The 11767-nt window shown below is 60.0% G+C and carries 10 protein-coding genes; 6 read left to right on the top strand and 4 right to left on the bottom strand.

All coding sequences use genetic code 11. From position 1 onward, the window contains the following. Positions 1-120: 120 nt before the first annotated feature. Positions 121-1023: an Hsp33 family molecular chaperone HslO gene (gene hslO / locus ACA058_RS01170; RefSeq protein WP_497637472.1), complete on the bottom strand. Its 903-nt coding sequence runs from the start codon at positions 1021-1023 to the stop codon at positions 121-123. A gap of 214 nt (positions 1024-1237) precedes the next feature. After that, entirely contained in the window at positions 1238-1642 is a 405-nt protein-coding gene (locus tag ACA058_RS01165) for an RNA-binding S4 domain-containing protein (protein WP_274075090.1), read from the bottom strand. A 216-nt stretch (positions 1643-1858) separates the two neighbouring features. Here ACA058_RS01165 and rimB point away from each other — a divergent pair, with 216 nt between their 5' ends. After that, entirely contained in the window at positions 1859-2338 is a 480-nt protein-coding gene (gene rimB / locus ACA058_RS01160) for a retropepsin-like aspartic endopeptidase RimB (protein ID WP_497637471.1), read from the top strand. Then, a complete protein-coding gene (gene rimK / locus ACA058_RS01155; RefSeq protein WP_008057588.1) occupies positions 2335-3240 on the top strand; it encodes a 30S ribosomal protein S6--L-glutamate ligase in 906 nt (301 codons plus the stop codon). Before rimB ends, rimK begins: the two co-directional genes overlap by 4 nt. Positions 3241-3383: 143 nt before the next feature. On the opposite strand, the gene ACA058_RS01150 is transcribed toward rimK, so the two are convergent. After that, positions 3384-4697 carry an ATP-binding protein gene (locus tag ACA058_RS01150; protein ID WP_497637470.1) on the bottom strand — a complete coding sequence of 438 codons (1314 nt, stop codon included), beginning with the start codon at positions 4695-4697 and terminating at the stop codon, positions 3384-3386. Between the two features lie 116 nt (positions 4698-4813). Further along, positions 4814-5554, bottom strand: coding sequence for an osmolarity response regulator transcription factor OmpR (gene ompR / locus ACA058_RS01145; RefSeq protein WP_020795794.1), 741 nt, complete (start codon positions 5552-5554; stop codon positions 4814-4816). 360 nt (positions 5555-5914) lie between these two features. Here ompR and ACA058_RS01140 point away from each other — a divergent pair, with 360 nt between their 5' ends. The 4 genes from ACA058_RS01140 to tauA all read left to right on the top strand — a co-directional run bounded on the left by ACA058_RS01140 (position 5915) and on the right by tauA (position 11764). Then, a complete protein-coding gene (locus ACA058_RS01140) occupies positions 5915-8239 on the top strand; it encodes a Tex family protein (RefSeq protein ID WP_497637469.1) in 2325 nt (774 codons plus the stop codon). Further along, a complete protein-coding gene (locus tag ACA058_RS01135) occupies positions 8239-8622 on the top strand; it encodes a PaaI family thioesterase (RefSeq protein ID WP_020795796.1) in 384 nt (127 codons plus the stop codon). The genes ACA058_RS01140 and ACA058_RS01135 overlap by 1 nt, the downstream gene beginning before the upstream one ends. A gap of 272 nt (positions 8623-8894) precedes the next feature. Further along, a complete protein-coding gene (gene gshA, locus ACA058_RS01130; protein ID WP_497637468.1) occupies positions 8895-10478 on the top strand; it encodes a glutamate--cysteine ligase in 1584 nt (527 codons plus the stop codon). A 308-nt stretch (positions 10479-10786) separates the two neighbouring features. After that, the gene (gene tauA, locus ACA058_RS01125; protein ID WP_497637467.1) at positions 10787-11764 is read left to right on the top strand and encodes a taurine ABC transporter substrate-binding protein; all 978 of its coding nucleotides are present in this window, start codon (positions 10787-10789) and stop codon (positions 11762-11764) included. Positions 11765-11767: the final 3 nt, after the last annotated feature.

Raw genomic sequence — 11767 nt, 5'->3', positions numbered from 1 at the left:
ACTACTACCGCGAAAAAAGTGGGCCGGATTATGCCAGAAAAGCCCAAAAAGAGTAGGGCCCTCCCGTCGTAACGGCGCTATTGCGGCACTTTCCAGTGAATTTACCTGCGCTGAACCGTTTTAGTGCCGGGTATCTGACGGCGTCTCGACACCCGCGCCGGCGAACAATTGGCTGACATCGGCGGCGTCGAACAGGTACTGCTGGTTGCAGAACTGACAATCGATCTCGATGTTACCACCGTGTTCGAGCACCAGGTTTTGCGCGTCTTCCATACCCAGACTGACCAGCGCATTGGCTGAACGTTCGCGCGAGCAGCTGCAACGGAAGCGCAGTTTCTGCACATCGAACAGACGAACCTGCTCTTCGTGATAGAGACGATGGAGCACGGTTTCGTTGTCCAGGCTCAACAACTCATCGGCCGTCAGGGTGGTGGCCAGCGCAGTGAGGTGTTGCCAGCTGTCGGCGCGTTCTTCCTCGTCTTTCAAGCGATCGGCGGGCAGCTGCTGCAGCAACAGGCCACGGGCGCGGCGGCCATCGGCGCAGAGCTTGATGCGAGTTCCAATCTGCTGAGACATGACGAAGTAGTTGGTGAAGCAATCAGACAAGGTTTCGCCGTCAAGATCGACGACGCCCTGGTAGCGCTGGCCCTGCTTTGGGTCGATGGTCAATGTCAGCGAGCCATCCGGCATCAGGTCGGCCAGGGTGGCGTCGGGGGCGATCCGGTCAGCCTCGTAACGGGCCAGGCCACGGATGTCGCGCTCGCTGGAGCACTCGATCATCAGCAACGGAATCGGGCCTTCGGAGCGGGCCTGAAGGATCAGCAGGCCATCGAACTTCAAGGTGCCAACCAGCAACGCTGCGGCCGCCATCAGTTCGCCGAGCAGTTGCGCAACCGGCTCCGGATAGGCGTGTTTGGCCAGGACTTCAGCGTAGCTGAGCTCCAGCGAAACCATCTCGCCACGGGTGTCGCTGTCATCGAAGATGAAGCGTTGGGTAAAGTCGTTATCCGGTAAGTCGGTCATAAGTCTGGTATCTGAAGTGGTGACAAAAGTGGTTACAGAACGAGGTTACGCCTTGGCTATAGCGTATGGCTGCCTGGTTGTGGCATAGAGGCCGGTGGCTGTGCGCGCTTTACGACGAATGGCACATGCGCGGCAGACCAATTACCTCATATGGCTACGCACAGGCGCAATTACAAGTCCTGGCCTGATTGGCGTGACCGGTGGCCCCGGTCAATCATTCGTTGCTGCTGCCACGAAACTTGAACAGATCCCGCCGCTGTTTCTTGCTCGGTTTGCCATCAGTACTCACGCCCAAGGCACCTGCCTTGCGCTCGGCCGCGGCATTTTCGCGTTTGGCGATGCTGGCTTCGGTTTCGGCATACAGCGTCTGTGCTTCGGGAGCACCACGGCGCACGATCGACAGCGCCTGGACTACCACCGTGCGCTCCTCGAAACCGGTGCGAATCACGAATTCATCGCCAATGCGCGGCTCCTTGCCCGGTTTGCAGCGTTCACCCCGGCAGTGCACCTTGCCGCTTTCGATCGCCGCCTTGGCCAAGGCACGGGTTTTGTAAAAGCGCGCCGCCCACAACCATTTATCGAGCCGGACTTTGTCGTCCTCTTCGTTTTTTTGTGCCATGGGATTTCCTCGTTCTGAAATATTGGTGAACTGTACTACCGTTTCAGTCGTACCAAGAATTACGCCGTCTCGGATTACAATGCAGACATTCCAGAACCTCCCCGTGGGGCTGGAAATCCGGGCCGTAGATATCTGTCGCCTTTTAACCATTATTCTGCGTGAATACCGCGAATTCGGCCGCTTGCGGCCAGAGCGGTTTCTACCGGTTGAGCAACTTTGAAGACATTTGACCATTTGACCGTTGTCGGTCTGCGCGAGTGGGTGGCGCTCCCGGATTTGGGAGTCGCCGGCCTTCGGGCAAAAATCGACACCGGCGCCAGCACCTCCAGCCTGCACGCCACCGACATCGAGACTTTCGACCGCGATGGCGCGCAGTGGGTGCGCTTCACCGCGCACCTGGGCACGGTGGTGCAGTTACGTCACCGCCGCTGCGAAGCACCGCTGGTGACGAGAAAAACCATTAAAAGCTCCAACGGTCATGCGCAGGTGCGATACGTGATCAGCACCACCCTGGCCCTCGGCGATCGGGTCTGGCGGGTCGAGTTCACACTCGCCTGCCGCAAATCCATGCGTTATCGCCTGCTACTCGGTTCCAAAGCCCTGATTGATGGCCAGTTGGTAGTCAATCCGGGAATCAAATATGTACAAGACAAGCCGGTGTTCCCGGTATCTACCTCCTCCACAGGTGTTGCATGAAGATCGCTGTGCTGTCGCGAAACCCGCGTCTGTATTCCACCCGCCGCCTGGTTGAAGCCGGTACCGAACGCGGCCATGAAATGGTGGTGGTCGATACCCTGCGCGCCTACATGAACATTGCCAGTCACAAGCCGCAGATCCACTACCGCGGCAAGCCACTGGAAGGCTTCGACGCGGTGATCCCGCGAATCGGTGCGTCGGTCACGTTTTATGGCTGCGCGGTGTTGCGCCAGTTCGAAATGATGGGTGTGTTTCCGCTCAACGAATCGGTGGCCATCGCCCGCTCGCGGGACAAACTGCGTTCGCTGCAGTTGCTCTCTCGTCGCGGGATCGGCTTGCCGGTCACCGGTTTTGCTCACTCCCCTGATGACATTCCCGACCTGATTGCAATGGTCAACGGTGCACCACTGGTGATCAAGGTGCTGGAAGGCACCCAGGGTATCGGTGTGGTGCTGTGCGAAACCGCCACGGCGGCGGAGTCGGTGATCGAGGCATTCATGGGCCTCAAGCAGAACATCATGGTTCAGGAGTACATCAAGGAGGCTGGCGGCGCCGACATTCGCTGCTTCGTAGTGGGTGACAAAGTCATTGCAGCCATGAAGCGCCAGGCCAAACCCGGGGAGTTTCGTTCCAACCTGCATCGCGGTGGCAGCGCCAGCCTGATCAAGATCACCCCGGAAGAGCGCATGACGGCATTGCGCGCGGCGAAGGTCATGGGGTTGGCCGTGGCAGGGGTGGATATCCTGCGTTCCAATCACGGGCCGCTGGTAATGGAGGTGAACTCGTCGCCAGGCCTGGAAGGGATCGAGACCACCACCAGCAAGAACGTGGCGGGGATCATCATCGAGCACCTGGAGAAAAATGGCGGGCCGAACATGACGCGGACCAAAGGCAAGGGTTAACACACCGATCGTTCCCACGCTCTGCGTGGGAATGCCTCAACGGACGCTTTGCGTTCGACTCTGAAAGGGACGCGGAGCGGCCTTTTAAAGGGACGCGGAGCGTCCCGGGCTGCATTCCCACGCAGAGCGTGGGAACGATCGGGTTAGACGGCATCCCGCGGCAGCATCAATCCAAGTGGCAACCGCACCCGAGCCTCAAGTCCACCGCCAGACCGATTGCGCAGCTCAACATTGCCGCCATGCATCGAAGCAATCCGCTTCACGATCGCCAAGCCCAACCCGGTCCCCTTCCCTCCCCGGGCCCGATCACCCCGAGTAAATGGATTGAAGATCGCTTCCAGCTCCGATGGATCTATCCCCGCCCCACGGTCCATGACGCTCAGGACGACATAAGGCGCACTGGTATCCCCCGACACATACGCCGCCACCTCAACCCCACTGCCCGCGTGATTCAACGCGTTGCCAATCAGATTGTTCAATAGCCGTTTCATCGACACCCGACGCAAGGGGAATGGTTGAATCGGCTCAAGACGCAAGCGCACCTTTTCTTGGTTCTGGTTGTACGGCGCGGCGACTTCCCGGACGAGATCGCTCAGGTCCACCTCCTCCACCGACTCGTCACGCCCATCGCGAATGAACGCCAGGAACTGATCGAGAATGGCGTCCATGTCCTCGATATCGCGCACCATGGCGTCCGTCAGGTCGTTATGGTCGCCCATCAGCTCCAGCGACAGGCGCAACCGGGTCAGCGGCGTGCGCAGGTCATGGGAAACCCCAGCCAGCATCAGTTCGCGCTCGCGGCCGGCCTGTTCGACGTCTTCGGCCATCTGGTTGAAGGCGCGATAGACCTCGGTCATTTCACTGGGTGTATCACTGATCGGCAAGCGCACGCTGCGCCCCTGGCCGAGTTGCCGCGCGGCATACACCAGGCGTTTGAGGGGCTGGTTGAGCTGGCTGACGAAGATCCACGCCGAGGCAGTGGACAGCAGGCCGATGGCGAGAAACCAGCCGAGCACATTCCAGATTTTCTGGCCGCGCAAAGGGTGTGGATACAGCGGCACTTTCAGCCAGCCATCGCCCAGGCTAGGCGCCCGAACCCATAACGCCGGTGGCGAGTGCATGCGCAAGCGCACCTCGGTATCGGCCCCCAGTTCGGCTTGCATCTGCCGTTGATAGATCTCGCTGTAGGGCCAGTGTTGTTCACCCTCAGGCACACCGGCGCCCACCACCCGGATCAGGGTTGCAGCATCGGCAATCTTTTCGCGATTGTTTTCATCGGCCGCCCAGTAGGCGCGCAGCGTCAGGGCGACGCCATGGCTGTACTGGCGGTCCACCAGCACGTCTTCGTTCATCAGCAGATAAACCAGGGTCAGCGCCTTGGAAAACAGGACAACGATCAGCACCAGCCAAAGGGTGCGGGAGAAGAAACTCTGGGGGAACCAAACCGGGGTTTTCATGGGTAACCGTTAAACACGTGCTGGAGCGAGCGATGCTCGCACATTGCCGGTCGCGAGTCTGCGGGCAAGGCCATCTGGCCCGTTGCCCACACAAACCCGCGCCTACAAATCGCCTATCACTTGGTGGCGGCGCCATCCGGAACAAATACGTAGCCCACACCCCAGACAGTCTGGATGTAACGCGGCTTGGACGGATCGGGTTCGATCATCCGGCGCAGACGGGAAATCTGCACGTCGATGGAGCGCTCCAGGGCATCCCACTCACGACCACGGGCCAGGTTCATCAGTTTGTCCCGGGTCAATGGCTGACGAGCGTTCATCACCAACGCCTTGAGCACAGCGAACTCGCCGGTGGTGAGCATGTGCACTTCTTCACCACGCTTGAGTTCGCGGGTGGCCAGGGACAACTCGTAGTCACCGAAGGTCACGCTTTCGTCTTCGCTGCCTGGTGCGCCCGGCACTGGAGCCGACTGACGACGCAGGACGGCTTTTACGCGGGCCATCAGCTCGTCCGGGTTGAACGGCTTGGCCAGGTAATCGTCGGCGCCCAGTTCCAGGCCCTTGATCCGGCTCAGCTCATCGCCCTTGGCAGTAAGCATGATGATTGGAATCTGATTGTTCGCGCCCCGCAGACGGCGACAGGCAGTCAGGCCGTCTTCGCCGGGCAACATCAGGTCGAGAACGACCAGGTTGAACACTTCACGCGCCAGCAGGCGGTCCATTTGTTCGGTGTTCGGTACGGCGCGGGCACGGTAGCCCTTGCTGACGAAAAAACGTTCCAGCAGGCTGCTGAGGCCCGGATCGTCGTCAACAATAAGAATTTTTTCGCCTTCAGCAATGTTTGCAGTGCTGCTCATTGGATGCTCCTTTGATCTCGGCGCGCATTATGGCGTAGCTGCCGTTATACGCACCGTGTGCATTGTTAGCAGATTTTTCCTATATCGCCAGAAATCCGGGGATTATGCCTACAACCTGCGATGCCCCCGAAGGACGCAACGCTGGTTATAATGCGCGGCCATTTGTGTCAGGCAACGTCTGATCGTTACGCCGGCGGGCCGCTTTTTATTTTCATGGCGCCGGCAGTAATTGTTCGATTTCACGGGTCAACGGGATACCTTTGATCCAGGTAGCGGCGCAGGCCAGGCCGCTCAACCAGTCTCGCCAAGGCCTCATCGTTGCGCCTGCGAGCCTGCTTTCACAATTTGTCAGGTGGTTTTATGGACAGCATCAACAGCCGCATCGCCGAAGAACTCGGCGTACGCCCACAACAGGTCGAAGCGGCCGTCGCGCTACTCGATGAAGGTTCTACCGTTCCCTTCATCGCCCGTTACCGGAAAGAAGTGACCGGCAGCCTCGATGATATTCAACTGCGTCATCTGGAAGAGCGTCTGCGCTACCTGCGAGAACTCGACGAACGGCGCATCAGCATCCTTGCCAGCATTGCAGAGCAAGGCAAGCTGACCCCGCAACTGGAACGCGACATCAAGCTCGCCGACACCAAGACCCGCCTCGAAGACTTGTACCTGCCGTACAAGCAGAAGCGCCGCACCAAGGGCCAGATCGCCCTGGAAGCCGGCCTCGGCGAATTGGCTGACGGCCTGTTCAACGACCCGACCCTGAGCCCGGAAACCGAAGCCGCCCGCTTCATCGACGCCGAAAAAGGCGTGGCCGACGTGAAGGCCGCCCTCGAAGGCGCCAAATACATTCTCATGGAGCGCTTCGCCGAAGACGCCGGCCTCCTGGACAAGCTGCGCAATTACCTGAAGCAGGAAGCCACCCTCAGTGCCCGCGTGATTGCCGGCAAGGAAGAGGAAGGCGCCAAGTTCCGCGACTACTTCGAACACGACGAACCGCTCAAAAGCATGCCGTCGCACCGCGCGCTGGCGATTTTCCGTGGCCGCAACGAAGGCATTCTCAGCTCCGCGCTGAAGGTTGGCGATGAGCTGCCGGGCACCATGCACCCGTGCGAGGGCATGATCGGCCAGCAGTTCGGCATCCAGAACCAGAACCGCGCCGCCGATAAATGGCTGGGCGAAGTGGTGCGCTGGACCTGGAAGGTCAAGCTCTACACCCACCTGGAAACCGACCTGCTGGGCGAGCTGCGCGACGGCGCGGAAACCGAGGCGATCAACGTGTTCGCCCACAACCTGCACGACCTGCTGCTGTCAGCCCCGGCCGGCCCACGCGCGACCCTGGGCCTCGACCCGGGCCTGCGCACCGGGTGCAAGGTTGCGGTGGTCGATTCCACCGGCAAGCTGCTGGATCACGCCACGGTTTACCCGCACGTGCCGCATAACAAGTGGGACCAGACCATCGCGATTCTCGCCGCCCTGTGCGCCAAGTACTCGGTGGACCTGATCGCCATCGGCAACGGCACCGCCAGCCGTGAAACCGACAAGCTGGCCGCCGAACTGATCAAGAAATACCCAGCCATGAAGATGACCAAGGTCATGGTTTCCGAGGCCGGCGCTTCCGTGTACTCGGCGTCGGAACTGGCTTCGAAGGAATTCCCGGATCTGGATGTGTCGATCCGTGGCGCGGTGTCGATTGCCCGTCGCCTGCAGGATCCGCTGGCTGAGCTTGTGAAGATCGACCCGAAATCCATCGGTGTCGGCCAGTACCAGCACGACGTATCGCAGCTGAAACTGGCGCGAGGCCTGGATGCCGTGGTCGAAGACTGCGTGAACGCCGTGGGCGTCGACGTCAACACCGCCTCCGTAGCGCTGCTGGCGCGGATCTCCGGCCTCAACGCGACCCTGGCGCAAAATATCGTCAGCCACCGCGACGAACACGGTGCGTTCAAGACTCGCGCTGCGCTGAAGAAAGTCGCGCGTCTGGGCGAGAAAACCTTCGAGCAGGCGGCTGGTTTCCTGCGCGTCATGAACGGCGAAAACCCGCTGGATTCGTCGGCGGTGCACCCGGAAGCCTATCCGCTGGTACAGCGAATTGCCGCCGAGACAGACCGTGACATCCGATCGCTGATCGGCGATGCCGCGTTCCTCAAGCGCCTTGATCCGAAAAAGTACACCGACGAAACCTTCGGTCTGCCAACGGTCACCGACATCCTGCAAGAGCTTGAAAAACCTGGGCGCGACCCGCGTCCCGAGTTCAAGACGGCCGAGTTCCAGGAAGGCGTCGAAGACCTCAAGGATCTGCAGCTGGGCATGATTCTCGAAGGCGTAGTGACCAACGTGACCAACTTCGGTGCATTCGTCGATATCGGCGTGCATCAAGACGGTTTGGTGCACATCTCCGCACTTTCGGAGAAGTTCATCAAGGATCCACGGGAAGCGGTCAAGGCCGGTGACGTGGTGAAAGTGAAGGTCATGGAAGTCGACATCCCGCGTAAACGCGTGGGCCTGTCGATGCGCATGAGCGACACCCCTGGCGAGAAAATCGACGGCGCTCGTGGTGCGCGCCCGGGTTCGGCTCCACGCCAATCCCAGAACACCGCACCGCGCAAGGAAACCACGGCCGCAGCGCCGAGCAACAACGCCATGGCGTCGCTGTTCGCCAACGCCAAACAGCTGAAGAAGCGCTGATGGACATCCCTGCCGGGTACACCGAAAGCGCATTTTTCAAGCTGCTGGGCTGCCGTTTGCACAGCCTGGAAACCGGGGTGGCGCAAGTCGCCCTGGCGCTTGAGCCACAACTGCGCAATCGCGCCAACAAGCTGCACGGCGGGGCCTTGTTCAGCCTGGTGGACATTGCCATGGGGCTGGCCTGTTCCAGCACCCACGGCTTTGACCAGCAGAGCGCGACCATCGAGTGCAAGATCAACTACATCCGCGCCGTCGCTGACGGTGAAGTGATGTGCACGGCCCGGGTGATCCATCCGGGTCGCCGCACGCTGGTGGTCGAAGCCGATGTGATGCAAGGCGACAAACTGGTCGCTAAAGCACAAGGCACGTTCGCTGTCCTGTAGCTAGATGTCATCGATTTGAGTTAATTTCGGCGCTATGCCTTTCCCTGTAGGAGCGAGCATGCTCGCGATGGGCGTCAACGATGACGCTGGAAGCCTGACACCCAGCGGTGTTCACGGGTCCATCGCGAGCATGCTCGCTCCTACAGGGGATCTGCGCAGTTTTTGATCGATCGGCGACAAAAACCAGGCGAAAACGCCAGTTTTAACTTCACCCTTGTAGACCGTCTTGCCCACCCCCATATTGGGGCGACTGACGCGTGAAGGAATCCAACTTGAGCGAACTTCTCAACCGCCGCCTGGCTCTGCTCGGCGAGCGCGCTAACCTCTCTCTGCTCGAACAGTGCCTTCACGGCATCGAACGTGAATGCCTGCGCGTGACCGATGAAGGTCGCCTGGCGCAAACGCCGCACCCGGAAGAATTGGGTTCCGCGCTGACCAACGAACAGATCACCACCGACTATTCCGAGTCGCTGCTGGAGTTCATCACCCCGGCCCTGCCCGACCCGGCCGATACGCTGGCGAGCCTGGACAGCATTCACCGTTTTGCCTACAGCAAGCTCGGCAACGAGTACCTCTGGAGCCCCTCGATGCCGTGCCCGTTGCCGGCCGAGGAAGATATCCCGATCGCCTACTACGGCACGTCCAACATCGGTCAGCTCAAGTACGTCTACCGCAAGGGCCTGGCCCTGCGCTACGGCAAGACCATGCAGTGCATCGCCGGCATTCACTACAACTTTTCCCTGCCGGAAAAACTCTGGCCGCTGCTCAAGCAGGCCGAAGGCTTTGTCGGCACCGACCGTGACTATCAGTCGTCGGCCTATATCGCGCTGATCCGTAACTTCCGCCGCTACAGCTGGCTGCTGATGTACCTGTTCGGCGCGTCGCCAGCGCTGGACGCCGGGTTCCTGCGCGGTCGTTCGCACCAGTTGGAACAGCTGGACCCGGACACCCTCTATTTGCCGTACGCCACCAGCCTGCGCATGAGTGACTTGGGTTACCAGAGCAACGCCCAGGCCGGCCTGACGCCGTGCTACAACGACCTGAACAGCTATACCGATAGCCTGCGCAAAGCGGTGGCGACACCCTATGCGCCGTATGTCGAAGTCGGCACCCACCAGGACGGTGAGTGGGTCCAGCTCAATACCAACATCCTGCAGATCGAAAACGAGTACTACTCCAACATCCGCCCGAAACGCGTGACCTACACCGGCGAGCGGCCGATCCAGGCGTTGATGGCCCGCGGCATCCAGTACGTCGAAGTGCGCTGCCTGGACATCAACCCGTTCCTGCCGCTGGGTATCGACCTCACCGAGTCGCGCTTCCTCGACGCCTTCCTCCTGTACTGCGCGCTGAACGACAGCCCGTTGCTGACCAACACCAGCTGCTCGAATGCGACCTCCAACTTCCTCAGCGTGGTCAAGGAAGGTCGTCGCCCAGGCCTGCAATTGCAACGTGACGGGCAACCGGTCGACCTGAAAGAGTGGGCTGGTCAATTGTTGGAGCGCATTGCCCCGTTGGCCGCGCTGCTTGATCAGAGCCATGGTGGCGATGCCCATAGCAAAGCGCTGGATGCTCAGATGGCCAAGGTCCAGAACCCTTCCCTGACGCCATCGGCCCAGGTACTGGCGGCAATGGCCGAGCACAAGGAAAGCTTTGCTCAATTCTCCCTGCGTCAGAGCCGGGTACACGCGGAGTTTTTCCGTAGCGAGCCATTGCCGGCAGAGCAACAGGCCAGGTTTGAAGAGCTCGCGCGTTCGTCGCTGGCTCAGCAAGCCACGCTTGAGCAGAACGAAGTCGGTGATTTCGATGTGTTTGTCGGTTCGTATCAGGCGAGTATTTTGGCGATCAGCAACTGATGTAAACCCTGTAATGACAGGTTTTTTATGTGGCGAGGGGATTTATCCCCGCTCGGCTGCGAAGCAGTCGCAAACTATTCGATTCGGTGTAACTGATATTCCGTGATTGAAGGTTTTGGGGCCGCTTCGCAGCCCAACGGGGCGGTGCGACGTTTCGCTAAATCCCCTCGCCACAAAAAAAAACCTAGATCGTCCGGTTTAGAATTTTCCGCTCATAAGCTCATTCGAAAAAGTTATTTATTTTCGGATTCTTAGATCATTTAGTCTCCTATCACGCCGCCCTCGGCCGCCTGACAAGGAGCTTCCCGATGAAACTGAATTTCTCTCTTCGCCTGCTGGCGGCCGCTTCCTTGGCTGCGGCGAGTTTGTTTGCCCAGGCGGCCGACGTGACTGTCGCTTACCAGACCACCGTAGACCCGGCGAAAGTCGCCCAGGCCGACGGCGCTTACGAAAAAGCTACCAAGGCCGACATCAACTGGCGCAAGTTCGATAACGGTGCCGACATTATCGCTGCCATCGCTTCCGGCGACGTGCAGATCGGCTGCCTCGGTTCCAGTCCCCTGACGGCTGCAATCACCCGCAAAGTACCGGTGGAAACCTTCCTGATCGCTACCCAGATCGGCGCCGCCGAAGCCCTGGTGGCCCGCGACGGTTCCGGAATCAAGACTCCCCAAGACCTGATCGGCAAGAAAATCGCCGTGCCGTTCGTTTCCACCGGCCACTACAGCCTGCTGGCCGCGCTGAAGCACTGGAACATCGACCCGTCGAAAGTCACTGTGCTGAACCTGGCTCCGCCAGCGATCATTGCCGCATGGAAACGCGGTGACATCGACGCCACCTATGTGTGGGACCCGGCCCTGGGTGTGGCCAAGGAAAATGGCAAAGTACTGATTACCTCCGGCGAACTGGCCAAGTTCGGTGCGCCCACCTTCGACGCCTGGATCGTGCGCAAGGACTTCGCCCAGAAGCACCCGGAAATCGTCACCGCGTTCGCCAAAGTGACCCTGGATGCCTACGCCGATTACCGCAAAGACCCACAAGCCTGGCTCGCCAATCAAAGCAACGTCGACAAGCTGGTAAAACTGTCCGGCGCCAAGGCCAGCGACATTCCGCTGCTGCTGCAAGGCAACGTCTATCCGCTGGCAGCCGATCAAGTGATTACGCTGGGCGCACCGACGACCAAGGCCATCACCGACACCGCTGTGTTCCTCAAGGAACAAGGCAAGGTTGACGCTGTGCTGCCGGATTACGCGCCGTACGTCAGCGCCAAGTTCATCACGGACTGATCA

The organism is Pseudomonas sp. LBUM1649, from assembly GCF_059716155.1.
This window is presented reverse-complemented; position numbering and strand designations above follow the sequence as displayed.